This is a genomic window from Marinobacter sp. NP-4(2019) (assembly GCF_003994855.1).
Lineage (GTDB): Bacteria > Pseudomonadota > Gammaproteobacteria > Pseudomonadales > Oleiphilaceae > Marinobacter.
In genome coordinates this window covers 2,858,228-2,874,143 of sequence record NZ_CP034142.1, presented here as the reverse complement: position 1 = coordinate 2,874,143, position 15,916 = coordinate 2,858,228, and the positions used below count along the sequence as shown (strand labels likewise).

Sequence of the window (15,916 nt, the reverse complement as noted above, 5' to 3'; positions counted from 1 at the left end):
GTGTCACTGGCTCTGGCTGGCCAGTCCCTCCGGGTACAGGGGAGGCAGGCTATCCTCAGTCCGGTGCCGGGTATCCTTTCCCCTCAGATTCCTCAGGACTGCGACCAGAGGTTTGCCATCCCAGTCTCCGGTATGGTCGTGTTTGCCAAATAAATGTCTCTGTAAGGCCTCCAGCTCACGGTTCAGGGCATCATCCGCGGCGTAGCGGCAAACGTCGGCAACGCTGTCGAAACGCTGGCTGTGGAAATATCGCGCGGCCCACCTCGGTAGTAACTCCAGGGTTCGTGGGTCACCTTCCTCGGCGGCCTGGCACAATTCCCGGAACAGCGCCCTTTCACCGGTATCCCGGGCCTGTGGTCCAGGAGGTGAAGCCGGGTGTTTCCTGCCGTACCACCAGGCAATGGCTGTCGCCAGCCAACCCATGGCCAGTATCAGGCTGACAACCGGCCAGAACCAGGAGGTTGATGTCTGCCCGGTATTTTCATCGGTTTCGACAGGAGTCGTTTCCATGTCTTTTTCCGGCGCACCGGTGTTTTGTCCGGAGGTGGTCGTCAGGTCTGGCGATGCGCTTACTGACAGGGTTCTCGCCGGTATCACGGCGATCTTCTCTTCATCCGCATCGGTATCCCACCAGGGAATCCGTATCTCCGGTAACACCAGATTACCTGGCTCAACGGGCACCAGTGCCGTGGTCTGTGTCAGGCTCGACGTAATTCCGTCCCTGTCACTGGTTGCTGAACGTTCGGGGTGCTCCGGATAGGTACGAATACCGGGAACGGTCTGATCCGGGAACGGTGGCAGGGCTTCCGCCGGCAATCCCTGGGCAGTCAGTGACAAGGTTCGGGTCAGGTTCTGCCCGGTGGACAGGTTCTGGTTGTCCGGCAGTCCGGCCTCGGAAAGCTGCAGGTCACTGGCAGGCAGCCAGGTGTCACCGGTGAAGCTGTCAGGAATGCCCTTGACCGGGATGTCGAACAGCTGCTCGCTGTCGCGGAGGAATTTCAGTTGTCCTTCCGGGGTCCGGGCACGGCCTTCGAAGTGAATGGCGTTCAGGCGGAATTCACCCGGCTGCTGAGGGTAAATGGCGTAGCGTCTCTCGACCACCCGAAAGCGCACACCGTTGCGGTAACGGCTGTATTCCCTTTGCTTGCCAAGATTTTCGATGATGGCGTCGGGGTGTTCGGGTTCCGACAACTCCCCACGAATCAGGTTGCCGCTGAAGAACAGCTTGATGGTCAGAACCAACTGCTCCTGGACATAGACTTCGTCCTTGTCGGTGGACAACTCGATAAAGCTGTCCCGGGATTCGGGGTCCTGGTCCGGAGAGGTGCCGGCCACGACGTTAATGGTGATCGGCTCGGAGCTGGCGTCCTGGAAAGTGAGAGAGGGGATGGTCAGTTCGCCGGTTTTTCTGGGAGCCAGTTGATAGGTCCAGGTGATTTCACCGACCATGTCGTTGTTGATGGTGCGGATGCTGTAACGCTGGTTACGGCCGACGATTTCGAAATCGTCCTCGACTTTTCCAATATCCGGTGAGGGCAGGTTGGAGATATCCAGGTCGAACAGGTTGCCGAGGTTGATGTCGATTTTCATGCTGCCCCGGACGGTGAGTGTCAGCACTTCACCTTCGTAGAGTCTGGTACGGTCGGGCTCTACCGTCAGCTCGCTTTCGGCGTGCGCTGGCCACGCCAGGGTGAATAGCATGGTGATCAGAATAAAGGGGATTGCGAGCCGCTTTACCATGGCGTGTCGCCCTCATCGGGTTGTGTATCTCGTTGCTGGTACTGCTGCAGGAACTTGCGTCTCAGCAGGCCTCCGGGGTCATCCGGGATTCGTCTCAACCATTGTTCCTGCCCCTGGGTGAGCGGCTGTTCCGAAACCTCTGCCGGTGCCTCTCGCTTTTGTTCGGCAGCCTCGCTGGAACCGTCAGCCTGGTTGTTGCCCTGTTGTTGCTGGTCTTGTTGCGTGGATGACTCCTGGTCCTTATTGCCGCTCTGCTCGCCCTGTTGGCGCTGCTGGTTCTCTTCCTGCTCGCCGGATTGTTCACCCGGTTGATTGTCCTGGCTTTGTTCGCCGGAGCCACCATCGGATTCCGGTTGTTGCTGTTGATCCTGTTGCTCACTGTTTTGCTGATCGGAATCGTTGCCTTCCCCGGAATCACTTTGCTGCTGTTGCTGCTCCAGCAATCGCTGAACGATGTCGCGGTTGAAGCGGGCATCTTCCAGGTCTGGTTGAGCCGAAAGAGCCTGATCATACGCGTCGATCGCCTCCTTCAGTTTACCCGCCCTTGCCAGCGCATTGCCCCGGTTATAGTGGGCGCGGGGGCTGTCGCCAATAGCGAAAGAACTGGCGGCCGCTTCATAGTCTCCGGCACGGTATTGGGCACTGCCGCGCCATTGCGGATCCCGCAGTTGCTGGGCCGCGGTTTCGGCATCCCTGGCGATCATCTCGGGTGCCCGCTGGTCTTCCCGTAACCAGAGTTCGGACCATTCCAGAGCCATTGCCGGCCGGGGTGTGAGGGGCAGTAACGTCAGCAGGACCAGGGCAAGCGCTCCCCGGCGCCACCCAATGAGAATCAGAGGGAGCGCGAGCCAGAGCAGCCAGTAGCCGTCGTCCTGCCAACGATCCACCGTCAGGTCCCGTTCGCTTTCCTGCCAGTCATCAGCGTCTTCGGCAAGCAACCCGAGGTTGTTGATATCGGTATCGTCGATGGTCAGATGCTGACTCCTGCCGCCATTGCTCTGGGCCAGTTGCTGTAGCGCCGAGGGGCTTGCCCTGGCGATGACGATTTCCCCGTTATCGCGGATGAAGCCCCGTTTTGGCAGCGGAATCGGGCCACCCTCCGCGGTACCGACGACCAGGGTATTCAGCGCGAATCGGCTGCCCCTGAGTGCCTGAGTGATGCGATCCTGATAGCGATCACTGACATCATCTGTAATCAGCAGCATCCGGCCCTTGCCAGGGGCACCGTGCTCCAGCAGTTCCAGGCCCCGCACGACTCCAAGATCGGCACGATTACCTGTCGCCGGCATGATCACCGGGTCCAGCACCTCCAGCATACCGGTAATGGTATTGCGGTCATCGGTCAGGGGGCTGACCGCATGGGCGTCGGCGGCATAAACCACCAGTCCGGTCAGGCTGCCTTCCCGTTGCCTGAGGATATCGCGAATTTTACGTTTGGCCAGGGTCAGGCGATCCGGCTCCACATCGGTCGCCAGCATGGACAGCGACAGATCCAGAATAATCACCAGGCTGTCGTTTTGTTGTTGCAGTGGTGTGGGCGCCTGGCGCCAGGCCGGGCCGGCCAGGGCGATGGAGAGAATCAGCACGGCCATCGTCGCAGGCAACAGTGGCGAGCGGGGTTGGGCACCCGATTGCCCAAACCGGCTGATGACGGGGCGGAGCAGGGGCTCCGGAATGATGCGGGCCCAGCCGCTGTCGCTTTGACGTGCCTTGCGGTAGATCAGGGGCATCATCGGGATCACGAGCAACAGTAGCAGCCACAGTGGGCGGAGGAAATGAAAATCACCCATGGCGCTTCCTCCGTGCAATGCTTGGGAAATTCAATAGCTTGATCAGTTGTAGCAACAACCACAGTAGCACCGCGAGCGCGGCCGGCCAGACAAACAGATCGGTGACCGGGCGATAGTGTTTGCCCTCAAGCTCAATGGGTTCCAGTTGATCAATGTTTTCATAGATCAGCTCCAGCTCCGGCAGACTGCGGGCGCGGAAGTATTTGCCTCCGGTCTGCTCCGCCATCCGCTGCAGCAGGGCTTCGTCCAGATCCCGCGAGGGATTGACCTGTCGGGAGCCGAGCAAACCGCGCTGGACCATGGTTTCAGCCCCGATTCCGATGGTGTAGATACGCACGCCGGTGGCCTTGGCAATTTCGGTGGCCTTGTCGGGAGTAATTTCACCCGCGGTATTGGCGCCATCGGTCAACAGGATCACCACGCGTTGTTCCTGTGGACGATCCCTCAGGCGTTTGACGGCCAGGCCGATGGCATCACCAATGGCGGTGGCGCGACCAGCCATGCCAATACCGGATTCGTGCAGCAGGGTTCTCACCGTCGCCAGATCAAAGGTCAGGGGAGCCTGGATGTAGGGTTCGGTGCCAAACAGCAAGAGTCCCAGTCGATCCCCTTCGCGCCGCAGGATAAAGTCGTCTACAACCCGTTTCACCGCCTGCAGACGATTGATGCCGCGCCCCTGGAGGATCATGTCCTGTTCATCCATGCTGGGGGATATATCCACGGCCAGCAGCAGATCCCGACCGCTGACCGGTAGCTGGACCGGATCGCCGACATGCTGAGGTCTTGCCGCTGCAACGACCAGCAATAGCCACATCGCCAGCAGCATCACAACCTGCCACCAGGGCAGGCGGTTACCGTCGCGGCTGACGCCCGGAAGATCGGACAACCAGTGGCCGACAGGGAGGACCGGTGCTTCAACGGCTTGCCCGGTACGTTTTCCCAGCCGCACCAGCAACGGTACAAGGATAAGTACCAGTACCCAGGGGTACGCGAGGCTCAGCATTTCTGCCCCTCCAGCCAGGTACGGGCGAACGCCAGCGCCTGCTCCGGGTCGGCATCTGCTTCTGGCCGCCAACTGCTCCTGATCATGGCTTCAACTATGGGGCGTGACACCGACTGCTCATCCGGGCTGGTTTGCAGCAGGAAGTCTACCCATCGTGAACCACTCATCGCCTCGGGACGTTCCCCGGGGTAGCGTTCCCGGGCGCACTGTTTCAGTAAGGCATTGAGCTGGGCAAACCATTGCGGTTCCTGCGAGACATGCCGGGCCAACTGATTCATTTCCCGACGGGCGATCCTGAGCCAGCGGTTTTTCCGCCGCTTGCCACGGATGAGCAGGGCAACGACGATCAACAGCGCGACAATCAGCACGAGGAGGATCCACCATCCCGGGGCCGGCGGCCAGAAGCCCCCGGGTTCCGGCAAATGAATGTCCCTGAGCTGGCTTAAGGGGTCCTGATCCATCATCCGATTCGTCCTCGTGGCCCCAGTTGGGACTGGAGGATTACTGCCGGCTCGTCATCGGTCATCACGGTAGCCGGGACAATACCGGAGGTACGAAAGCAATCAGCCAGCTCGGTCTCGTGGCGTTCCACTTTCTGGTGCCAGGCTTGCTGGAATCGAGGGTTGCCGGCGTCGAACCACACCGGGCCATCCTCGCCGGCAACGGCAAAGCGCCCGCTCTCCGGCAGATGAAGTTCCAGAGGATCCGCGATTCGCAGCGCACTGACGGAGTTATGTCTGGCAAGGGTGCCGAGCAGGCGCGAGGTGTCCGCACTGATGGAGAGAAAATCACTGAGCACGAAGATTCGGCTGCCGGTGTGGGCGACCCGCCGCGCTTCCCGCAGAGCGGTATCGAGGTTGGCCGTTAACGACGAAACCTGAAGATCCCGGGGGCTGGTTGCTCCCGGCGTTTTTTGCAGCTTCGCCAGGGTGTCGAGCAATTGAAGCACGGATTTCTTACGGCGGGCGGGGCGTTGCACGGTCAGTGCCCGGCCATTGAATACGATCCCGCCCACCTGATCACCTGACCAAAGTGCCAGCCACGACAGAATGCCGGCAAGTTGTGCGCTACGCACCTGCTTGTAGGCGCCGGTACTGGCAAAGAACAGACTGGGGCCGAGGTCGCACAACAGCAGTACCGGGCGCTCCCGCTCTTCCTCATAGAGCTTGGTGTGCGGAGATTGGCGCCGGGCGGTGACTCGCCAGTCGATACTGCGAATATCGTCGCCTGGCTGGTATTGCCGTACTTCAGCAAAGGCCATGCCCCGGCCCCGCCTGGGTGACCGCTGCAGTCCGGCCTGCTTGCTCCGCACGGGACGTGCAGCCGGCAGCTTGAGGGCCCGGGCATCGGCCTGGAGACGGATCAGGCCGGGGAGGTCGATATGTGTGGCGTCTTGCGCTCGCATCATTGGGTATGGTCAGGCAATAACAGGAACATGATCAATCAGTCTTTGAATCACGGCGTCGGCAGTCATGCCTTCGGCTTCCGCCTCGAAGGTCAGCAAAATCCGGTGGCGGAGTACATCGAATACAATATTGCGGACATCATCGGGGCTGACATAGTCGCGGCCTTCCAGCCAGGCCAGGGCGCGGGCACAGCGATCCAGGGCGATCGTGCCCCGTGGGCTGGCGCCGAAAGCGGTCCAGCGCGCAAGTTCCGGGTCCAGCTTCTGTGGGTCGCGGGTGGCAAGGACCAGGGCGAGCAAATACTGTTCTACGGGGTCCGCCATGTAGATATCCGCTATATCCCGGCGTGCCTGGAATACCTGATCCGCACTCAGGCGGATGGCGGCGGCCGGCTGACCCTGACGGTAATCGTTGCGCGCCAGGTGGAGGATGGCTTTTTCGGCTTCGGCGGACGGATAGTCAATCACCACGTGCATCAGGAAACGGTCAAGTTGGGCTTCCGGGAGCGGGTAGGTGCCTTCCTGTTCAATGGGGTTCTGGGTGGCCATCACCATGAACAGCGGATCGAGGGGGAAGGTGCGCATACCCACACTGACCTGCCGTTCGCCCATGGCTTCCAGCAGGGCGGATTGTACTTTGGCCGGTGCCCGGTTGATTTCATCGGCAAGTACCAGGTTATGGAAGATCGGGCCATGCTGGAACTCAAACTGGCCGGTCTCGGCGCGATAGATCTCGCTGCCGGTAACGTCCGAGGGCAACAGGTCTGGAGTAAACTGGATACGATGGAAGTCTCCTTCCAGGTGCTCTGCCAGGGCCTTGATTGCCGTGGTCTTGGCAAGACCGGGGGCGCCTTCGACCAACAGGTGTCCGTCTGCCAGCAAGGCAATCAGTAGCCGGTCCACCAGTTTTTCCTGGCCAATAATCCTTTTCGCTAACTGAGACCGAAGTTCCCCGAACGTATGCTGTAGTGACATGGGCAGTACTTGTTCCTGTGTGGAGGCTCTTTACTTAAGTATTTGCCGCAGTTTTCGCATCTGGTCGGCAAAAATCAAGGGCTTGACTATGCTTATGTGACGATACCCTGATTACGTTTATTTCACACTAAACTGAGGTCGACTATGAATGCGCTGACGGTTGCCAGCAAGGATCAGTTTTTTGAGCAGCTGGCCGATGCTTTCCTGCAAAAAATCGCAAAGACGGAAGCAAAGAAAATCAGTGAGTTTGCCAGGCAGCATTACGCTCATATTCCCCTTGAAGAGCTTGTGAGTCGACGATTCTCGGATACCTACGGCGCGATATTGGCAGCCTGGCAGTTCCTGCAGAAGCGCAGTGCGGACGAGACACCGGTTGCGGTCTTCAACCCGGATCTGGAGAGTGATGGCTGGCAGTCGACCCATACCGTCATATTCATTCTGCATCCGAACATGCCATTTCTCATTGATTCCCTCCGCATCGCGATCAATCAGCGGGAAATAGGCACCCATTCCATCCAGCATTCCGTCCTGCGGGTGGATCGTGACGAGAATGGCAAGCTCAAGAAACTGCATTCTACCAAGAAGTCGAGTGCTGGTTCGGAGTACGAGGCATTTATCGTTCTGGAAATTGATCGACACAGTGATCCGTCTGATCTCCGGGATCTGGAAAACGTCTTTCAGACGATTCTCCATGAAGTGAGGATTGCGGTTGAAGATTTCCCGGTGGTGACGGGTAAGGTGAATGAGCTCATTACCGAACTGGATGTTACCACCGCCGGCATCAGTGACGAGGACAAGGAAGAAGCCCAGGCATTTCTCAACTGGCTGGTATCGGACCGGTTTACCTTCCTCGGGTACGATGAATACGATTTCGTCAGGGACAAAAGCGGCATGGTGGTCCGGCGTGTGGAGAATTCCGAGTTGGGGATTCTGAGGGTCAACAATGAGCGCCCGGACAAGGTCCGTCTGAACGAGCTGCCTCAGCGTACCCGCCACGAAATGACCCGTACAGACGACGTTTTTATTTTCGCCAAGTCGGCGCAACGGTCGCGGGTGCATCGCCCTGCCTACCCGGATTATATCGCTGTCAAAAAATTCAACAGCAAGGGTGAAGTGGTGGGAGAGCGCCGCTTCCTGGGTCTGTATACCTCCCGTGCCTACAACGAACCCCCGGAAGACATCCCGCTGCTGCGAAGAAAATTCCATTCGGTGATGAAAAAGTCCGGTTTTCTGCGGGATGATTATGCCGGCAAGGAGCTTGAGCAGATCCTGACTCTCTACCCGCGGGATGAACTGTTCCAGATTGAGCCTCAGGAATTGCTCCGCGTTGCCAAGAATATTCTCTATATCCAGGAGCGGCGGCGTATTGAACTATTCATGCGGGAGGATGTTTATGGCCAGTTTGTGACCTGTCTGGCGTTCTTCCCGAGGGATATCTACAACACCGAGTTGCGCCTGAAGGTAGAGCAGGTGTTGTTGGACCGCCTGGAAGCTGAAGACATTGAGTTTGTGACACACTTTTCCGAGTCGGTGCTGGCACGGGTGCAGTTCACCATCCGTGTGCCCCAGGTTGAGAATCGTCAGCTTCCTATTGCCGAAATCCGTGAGAAGGTGATTGAACTGGCACAGTCATGGCGCGACGGCCTGGCGGAAGCACTCAACGAGGTCTACGGCGAAGAACAGGGCAATGAATTTTACCGGTTGTACTCCGGAGGGTTCCCGCCGAGTTACACCGACATGTTTTCACCCCGGCGGGCTGCGATAGATCTGGAGCATATTTCCGATGCTGCGGATGGCAAACTCACCATGAGTTTCTACCGGGCCCTGGAGGAGGAGGAGAATACCCTCCATTTCAAGCTGTTCCACGCAAACGAGCCGTTGCCCCTGTCAGATGTCATGCCGATATTCGACAACCTTGGCTTTCGGGTGATTGGGGAGCATCCCTTCGAGGTGAATGACCGGCACGGTAAGGTCGTCTGGATTCACGACTTCACCCTGCAGGCCTATAGTGGCGATGTGGTGGACATCCATCGGATTCGCCCGATCTTCGAGGATCTGTTCCGACGGGTCTGGTACGGCGATGCGGAAAACGATGCCTTTAACCGGTTGCTGTTAGCCTCTTACATGAGCTGGCGGCAGATTGCGCTGTTGCGGACCTATGCCCGCTATATGCGGCAGATCCGTATCTCCAACAGTCAGACTTTTATCTCCAATTCCCTGGTCAATCATGTCGATCTGGCTCAGTCGTTATTGGAGTTCTTTGAGGTTCGTTTCAACCCGGATCGCTATCAGAGCGAGGGGAAAAGCAATGCGGCCCAGCAAAAGCTGGAGATCGAGTTCAATGCCGGCCTGGATGCCGTTGAAAATCTGAGTGAAGACCGGGTGTTGAGGTTGTATCTGGAGCTGATGCAGGCAACCCTGCGCACCAACTATTTCCAGTTCGACGGCGAAGGCAGGAACAAGTCCTACATCAGCGTCAAGTTTGATCCCACCCAGATCCCCGACATGCCGCTGCCGATGCCGATGTTTGAAATATTTGTTTATTCCCCTCGGGTGGAAGGTGTGCACTTGCGCGGTGGCAAGGTAGCTCGCGGCGGCTTGCGCTGGTCGGACCGGTTCGAGGACTACCGCACGGAAATCCTGGGGCTGGTGAAAGCGCAGCAGGTCAAAAATGCGGTGATTGTGCCCGTGGGGGCGAAGGGGGGCTTCGTTGCCAAGCGTCTGCCGGATCCGTCTGACAGGGAAGCGTTTCAGGCAGAAGGCGTTGATGCCTACAAGACCTTTATCCGTGGTTTGTTGGATATCACCGATAACCTGCTGGACGGGGAGATCCATGCACCGGAACGGGTCATCCGACATGATGACGACGACCACTATCTGGTAGTGGCGGCGGACAAGGGGACGGCCACGTTCTCGGACATCGCCAACGAGTTGTCTGCCGAGTACGGCTTCTGGATGGGGGATGCCTTTGCCTCCGGTGGCAGTAATGGATATGACCACAAAAAAATGGGGATTACTGCCCGTGGTGCCTGGGTGTCCGTTGAGCGCCATTTCCGCGAAATGGGCATTAACCCGGCGCTGGACGAATTTACCGCCATTGGTATCGGCGATATGGGGGGGGATGTATTCGGTAACGGGTTATTGTGCTCCGAGAAAACCCGTTTGGTGGCGGCGTTCAATCACGTCCATATCTTTATCGATCCAACCCCGGATGCTGCAAAGAGCTATCAGGAACGCAAGCGGCTGTTCGCGTTACCCCGTTCTGCCTGGACGGACTACGACAGCAAGCTGATTTCCAAGGGGGGCGGTGTGTTCAGTCGCAGTGCCAAGTCGATTCCGGTGAGCCCGGAAATGAAAAAACTGCTTGGTATCAAGTCGGACCGCGTACCGCCCAACATGCTGATCACCCATATTCTCAAGGCACAGGTAGACCTGTTGTGGATTGGCGGTATTGGCACCTATGTGAAAGGGAAAAATGAAACCCATGGTGATGTAGGGGATAAGGCCAACGACGGGTTGCGAATTAACGGTACCGAACTGCGCTGCAAAGTGGTAGGTGAGGGCGGCAACCTGGGGATGACCCAGCTTGGTCGTATTGAGTTTGCCCTTAACGGCGGGCGCCTGAATACGGATTTCATCGACAACTCCGGTGGTGTCGATTGCTCCGACCACGAAGTCAACATGAAAATTCTGCTCAATCAGGCGGTGGCCATGGGCGATCTCACGTCCAAGCAACGCAACATCATGCTGGAAGACATGACCGACGACGTGGCCGCTCTGGTGTTGAAGAATAACTACCGACAGACCCAAGCCATCAGTATCGCCAGTGAGGAAGCCAGTACCCGGATGGAAGAGTACCGTCGGTTACTGAACACCCTGGAAAGCGAGGGCAAGCTCAATCGTGCCCTTGAGTTTCTCCCGGACGATGAAACACTGTCCGAGCGCAAACTCGACAAGAAGGGGCTGACCCGACCAGAGTTGTCGGTGTTGATTTCGTACGTCAAGGGGGATCTGAAGCAGACGCTGATTGACAGCACCCTGCCGGACGAGCCACTACTGGCGGGCGAGATGTACAAGGTGTTCCCCCAGGCGATGACCCGCAAGTTCTCAAAGGAGTTGAGTGAGCATCAGCTGCGGCGGGAAATCATTGCCACCCAGATCGCCAACGACATGGTCAACCACATGGGCATCACGTTTGTGGAACGTCTGTCGCAATCAACCGGTGCCGACCCTGCGTCCATTGCCCTGGCATGGATCATCGCGCGGGACGTGTTCCGGTTGGATACCTGGTGGGACAAGATAGAATCCCTGGATTTCCACATTCCCGCATCGTTGCAGATGGAATTGATGAATGACCTGATGCGTCTGATTCGCCGGGCGGTGCGTTGGTTACTGCGAAACCGCCGTGCCGAACTCAGTATCCAGAGTCATATGGAGCGGTTTGCCGACGGTGTCTGGAAGATCACATCCGACCTGCCGGACTACCTGGGAGAACAAGCCAGGGCTAACTGGGACAAGCGCTTCAATCAGCTGAAGGAAGCCGGGTTGCCCAAAGAGCTGGCATCGGTACTGTCCGGCACCAGCTATCTGTATTCGTCCCTGGGTATTATTGAGGGCCGGGAAGCGACAGGTATGCCGCTGAAAACCGTTGCCAACCTATATTATGATCTGGGCGAAAAACTGGACCTGAGCTGGTTTGCCAATGCGATTGCGGCCCTGGTTCCGGTGTCTCACTGGCAGGCTCTGGCCCGGGAGAGTTTCCGGGAAGACCTGGACTGGCAGCAACGCGCGTTGACGACCGGGGTGCTCAAACTGGCTGGCAAGCCGGAGGAGGTGCCAGGTTGTGTCGACCGCTGGATGGCTCGTCACGACGCTATGATCAGTCGCTGGAAAACCATGCTGACGGAGCTCAAAGGGGTTCGTGAACCGGAATACGCCATGTTTTCGGTGGCCTTGCGGGAATTGCTGGATCTGGCGCAGGCGACCATGCACAGTGCTCACGAGGAGGATGAAGTGGTGACCGCTTGAATGTGGCGCCCGGGGTTACGGTTCGTGACGGTTGCCAGAAAAGCGAGCCTGAAAACTGTCAATTTGTGTCAAAAAATCGTGACGAGGGTCACTTGTTGACCCTCGTTGTCATCACAGATAGCCTGCTGCGGTTTCGGTACACTTGTACCGTAGTCAGTCAGGAGGTGAGCAATGCGAATTTTGGTGCAAAAAGCTCTGGATGCATTGAATCAGCGCAAAAGCGCTGAGGGCTCTGTGGAACATGATCGCAGGAGCGACCAATCCCGTCAGCCCACGCAACGGGAGGACTGGGGGATGTCTCCGGAAGATGCCCTGCGGGTTGGTACCGTCGCCCGGTACAAGTAGAGGCAACCCTTTTTGCCTATCCCCGGCCCCGGAGTCAGTGGACCGAGACTCCGGGCCAGATTCCGGTTAGAGTATCCCGCCTGTATACCAGCTCGGGATGTCCCAAACCAATGTCTGCATTACCCAATGCCCATGAGGCCCTGCTTAGAAATCGCGACCTGATCAAGGGTCGCCTGGCCCTGATCGGTCTCTCCGACGCCACTCTGTTATCCCGGTTACCCAGCGGTGGAATAGCGATGACAGAACATGCCGGCGTGTTTTCACGGATGCCGGCAATAAAAGACTGGCAGCCTGCGTTTGGCTATGACGACGATGCACTGAAAGCCGCGTGCGCCGACACCCTGGTGGTTTTCCTGCCCAAGGCCCGTGCAGAGTTGACGTTCCGGCTGGAGTTGGCGCGCTGGCTTGCTGCCGATGGCGCAAGGTTGTTGCTGATTGGAGAGAAGCGCGAAGGAATTGCGGGGGCGGTCAAGCAGTTAAAGCTGGTGGCGCCGGAAGCCGCCAAAGTGGATAGCGCCCGCCACTGCCAGGTATGGCTCGCGGAAGCATTTGTGCCGGTGACTACCTTTGATCTTGAAGCCTGGATGCAATGGCACCCTGTCGAGTGTGCGGGAGTGCGAATAGATGTGGCCGGCTTGCCCGGTATCTTCAGCGATGGTCAACTGGATGACGGTACGGCGATGTTGCTGCAAAGTCTTGCTGAGCAGCCCCTTCCCCGTGGATATGCGCTGGATTTTGCTTGCGGTGCCGGTGTCATTGGCAGTTGGATGCAGTGCTGGCAGCGGGAGCAAGGCATCGAGCCTTCTCCAGTTGATGCCGTGGACGTGCAGTCCCAGGCGGTGATCTGCGCCAAGGCGACCTACACCCGTGCCCAGGCCCTGGGGGACGTGATGGCATCCGATGGCTTGGCGGGTGTCACCCGGAAATATCGTGCCATTGTGACCAACCCGCCATTTCACACCGGAGTGCGGACAGATACCTCAATGACTGAGCGATTCCTGCAGCAGGTCGCGGTTCATTTGCAGCCCGGAGGTGAGTTGCGGCTGGTTGCCAACAGCTTCCTGCCCTACGAGGCGCTGATGACCAAATGCATTGGTCCGGTTACAAGGCTGCAGTGCGACAAGCGTTTTACCGTGTATTCCGCGAAACGTCGATAACCGCCGGAACTGTTATCCAGACAAAAAAAAGCCCCTGGGGTGAGGGGCAAAAAGGTTGTGTCCAAAAGAAAGGGAGACAACCTGAAATCATTCTTTCCCGGAAGTGTCTTCCTGATTGCGGGCATTGCGGCCGGGTGCCAGCTCGCGTACCTGCTCAATCAGGCGACGGGCTTCCGATTCGGCACGGCTGCGGGCTTCAGTCAGCTTGGGTTTGACCTCGGCCTCGTAAGTTTTGCCCGCCTTGTCAGTGAAGTAGGCGGTCATCATGTTGGCGTCCCACCACAGCTTTTTACGCAGGTCGTAGGTGGCAACGTCCAGGCGCAGTGTGAGTTCACGGAACGTCGGGTTCTTGCTGCGAATCTGGCTGACCACTTCAGACAGGCTGCGTGGCTCCGAGACGTCTGCACCCATGTTGGCCAGAACCTTTTTCAGTTCGGCAGAGGCCTTGTCGAGCTGGGGGCGAAGCTGGTCTTCAAAGCGCTTGCCTGCAGCCTGAACGGACTCAAAGCGGTTCTTGATGGAATCGCGGATCATATCGGGTCTCTCATCTGGATCGGTTTCAATTCAACTTGGAAGCCACTTTAGGGTTAATTTCTAGAGTAATCAGCCTAGAATGGTCGCCGATGTTCAACCTGCCTGATTTGGTGCCTGAAATGACAAGTGACACCCTGAAAACGCCTGAAGACACGCTGACTCTCAAGCGTCCCGGTAACACTGATCGCACCCTGAGAGCCTGGGATGCCGCCGATGAGTTGTTGCTGGAGCAGGCCTTTATCCGCGTACCAGAAAGCGCAGGCAAGAAAGTGCTGGTGGTGGATGACCAGTTCGGTGCGCTGACCCTGGGGCTCCGTCGATTCGACCCGGTATCGCTGGCAGACAGTGCCACTCTGTCAGAAGCCCTGATACAGAATGGTCGCGCCAACGGGGCGGACAATGTGGCTGCCCCCAAGAGCTGGCTCGCGCCGCCTCAGGGGCCTTTTGATGTCATTGTCATGCGGATTCCCCGACAGTTGGACTACCTGTGCTGGCTGCTGCGCTGGTCAAACGATGTGCTGGTGCCGGATGGTGTCCTGATTGCCGGCGGTATGATCAAACACCTGCCGGACCGGAGTGTTGAGGTGTTCAATGATCTGGTCCGGACGAAGCAGGTCTGTCCTGCCCGCAAAAAGGCCCGGGTGGTGGTGTGTCAACGAGGTGATCACGGTCTGGAAGGCTGGCAGGGGCAGTGGAAGGGCTACCCTCTGGATGGTGGCCACAGTGTCAACGCTCTTCCCGCTGTATTTGCGCGGGAGCGCCTGGATATCGGGACCCGGCTGTTACTGCCGGAGGTTCGTCGGGTGGCTGCCACACTGGCATCTGGAGCAAGAGTGCTGGACCTGGCCTGCGGTAACGGTGTGCTGGGGCTGGAGGCATTGGGTGCCCAGCCAGCACTCAACATGGTGTTCAGTGATGTGTCCAGTCAGGCGATCGTCAGCGCGAAGCGCAATGTCGAGACGACGGCGTCAGCCGCTGACGCCCATTTCTGTCATGGGGATGGCGTTCCGGAGGATACGGGAAAGTTCGATCTTATCCTGCTTAACCCACCATTCCATGAGGGTGGCGTGGTGGGTGACCACATAGCGCTACGTTTGTTCCGACAGGCTGCCCGGCACCTGGAAAACAGCGGGCAGCTGCTGATGGTTGGCAACCGGCATCTCGGTTACCACCGCAGCCTGAAGCGGTACTTTCCAGTGGTTACCCAGTTGCAGGCCGATCCAAAGTTCGTGGTGTTCTCGGCCCGCCTTCAGCCCCTTGGGGCAGGGCGGTCATAACCCAGCCTGCCGAGGGTATCCACAATGGTTTGGGTCTGGCTATCGATTTCAATATTGACCACATCGCCTTCCCGGATCTCACCAAAGGTGGTGGCTCTGAGGGTTTCCGGTATCAGGTGGACGTTAAAACGGTTGCCGGTCACCTCGCCAATGGTCAGGCTGGCGCCGTTGATGGCGATATAACCCTTGGGAAAAATGTACTTTGCCCACGCCTCCGGCACTTCAAACTCAATAGTGACGTTGTTCTCAGGCCGCTTAATGGAGGTCACGGTCGCGGTGGTATGGACATGTCCTGAAAGCAGGTGGCCGCCGATTTCATCGCCGATGCGTGCTGCCCGTTCAAAGTTCACCCGGTCGCCCTGGTTCAGCTTCCCTAGTGTGGTCAATTTCAGGGTTTCCTGCATGGCATCGAAATACAGGCAGTCACCCTCTTGGCGGGTGACGGTGAGACAGGCTCCGTTAATTGAGACGGAAGCACCGATGGCGACGCCTTCGGTCCGGTCTGCCGGGAGCTGGATGGCGTAGGTATTCAGGCCAGGAGCCGTGGACACTTCCTGAATGGTGGCAACGCCTTGAACAATGCCTGTGAACATGGACTACCCTCATAGTGGGGTCGGCCAATCCTGGCCGACGAAATACCGCCAAAGCATAGCGACCTGATC

The 15,916-nt window shown here is 58.1% G+C and carries 12 protein-coding genes; 4 read left to right on the top strand and 8 right to left on the bottom strand.

What is annotated here, in order from left to right:
• Window positions 1-3: 3 nt before the first annotated feature.
• The 6 genes from EHN06_RS13060 to EHN06_RS13035 are packed head-to-tail and all read right to left on the bottom strand — an operon-like array spanning window position 4 to window position 6,913.
• The gene (locus EHN06_RS13060; RefSeq protein WP_127332986.1) at window positions 4-1,740 is read right to left on the bottom strand and encodes a BatD family protein; all 1,737 of its coding nucleotides are present in this window, start codon (window positions 1,738-1,740) and stop codon (window positions 4-6) included.
• Window positions 1,734-3,530, bottom strand: coding sequence for a VWA domain-containing protein (locus tag EHN06_RS13055; RefSeq protein ID WP_127332985.1), 1,797 nt, complete (start codon window positions 3,528-3,530; stop codon window positions 1,734-1,736). Before EHN06_RS13055 ends, EHN06_RS13060 begins: the two co-directional genes overlap by 7 nt.
• Window positions 3,523-4,533 carry a vWA domain-containing protein gene (locus EHN06_RS13050; protein ID WP_127332984.1) on the bottom strand — a complete coding sequence of 337 codons (1,011 nt, stop codon included), beginning with the start codon at window positions 4,531-4,533 and terminating at the stop codon, window positions 3,523-3,525. Before EHN06_RS13050 ends, EHN06_RS13055 begins: the two co-directional genes overlap by 8 nt.
• The gene (locus EHN06_RS13045; RefSeq protein WP_127332983.1) at window positions 4,527-4,997 is read right to left on the bottom strand and encodes a DUF4381 domain-containing protein; all 471 of its coding nucleotides are present in this window, start codon (window positions 4,995-4,997) and stop codon (window positions 4,527-4,529) included. Before EHN06_RS13045 ends, EHN06_RS13050 begins: the two co-directional genes overlap by 7 nt.
• On the bottom strand, window positions 4,994-5,941 hold the full coding sequence (locus EHN06_RS13040; RefSeq protein WP_127332982.1) for a DUF58 domain-containing protein: 948 nt from the start codon (window positions 5,939-5,941) through the stop codon (window positions 4,994-4,996). The genes EHN06_RS13045 and EHN06_RS13040 overlap by 4 nt, the downstream gene beginning before the upstream one ends.
• Before the next feature lie 9 nt (window positions 5,942-5,950).
• Entirely contained in the window at window positions 5,951-6,913 is a 963-nt protein-coding gene (locus EHN06_RS13035) for an AAA family ATPase (RefSeq protein ID WP_127332981.1), read from the bottom strand.
• Between the two features lie 144 nt (window positions 6,914-7,057).
• Between EHN06_RS13035 and EHN06_RS13030 the strand changes: the two genes are divergently transcribed.
• The 3 genes from EHN06_RS13030 (at window position 7,058) to EHN06_RS13025 (ending at window position 13,443) form a co-directional block, all read left to right on the top strand.
• Window positions 7,058-11,941 (top strand): NAD-glutamate dehydrogenase, encoded by a 4,884-nt coding sequence (locus EHN06_RS13030; RefSeq protein WP_127332980.1) that lies wholly within the window; start codon window positions 7,058-7,060, stop codon window positions 11,939-11,941.
• A 171-nt stretch (window positions 11,942-12,112) separates the two neighbouring features.
• On the top strand, window positions 12,113-12,286 hold the full coding sequence (locus EHN06_RS21180; RefSeq protein ID WP_164735613.1) for a hypothetical protein: 174 nt from the start codon (window positions 12,113-12,115) through the stop codon (window positions 12,284-12,286).
• Window positions 12,287-12,396: 110 nt separating this feature from the next.
• Entirely contained in the window at window positions 12,397-13,443 is a 1,047-nt protein-coding gene (locus EHN06_RS13025) for a methyltransferase (RefSeq protein WP_127332979.1), read from the top strand.
• Between the two features lie 87 nt (window positions 13,444-13,530).
• Here the strand turns inward: EHN06_RS13025 and EHN06_RS13020 are convergent, their stop codons facing one another.
• Window positions 13,531-13,977, bottom strand: coding sequence for a hypothetical protein (locus tag EHN06_RS13020; protein ID WP_127332978.1), 447 nt, complete (start codon window positions 13,975-13,977; stop codon window positions 13,531-13,533).
• Between the two features lie 119 nt (window positions 13,978-14,096).
• Between EHN06_RS13020 and EHN06_RS13015 the strand changes: the two genes are divergently transcribed.
• Window positions 14,097-15,254, top strand: coding sequence for a class I SAM-dependent methyltransferase (locus tag EHN06_RS13015; protein ID WP_127332977.1), 1,158 nt, complete (start codon window positions 14,097-14,099; stop codon window positions 15,252-15,254).
• Here the strand turns inward: EHN06_RS13015 and EHN06_RS13010 are convergent.
• Window positions 15,227-15,847, bottom strand: a complete 621-nt coding sequence (locus EHN06_RS13010; protein WP_127332976.1) for a riboflavin synthase subunit alpha — start codon at window positions 15,845-15,847, stop codon at window positions 15,227-15,229. The two genes, EHN06_RS13015 and EHN06_RS13010, sit on opposite strands and share 28 nt — an antisense overlap.
• Window positions 15,848-15,916 lie beyond the last annotated feature (69 nt).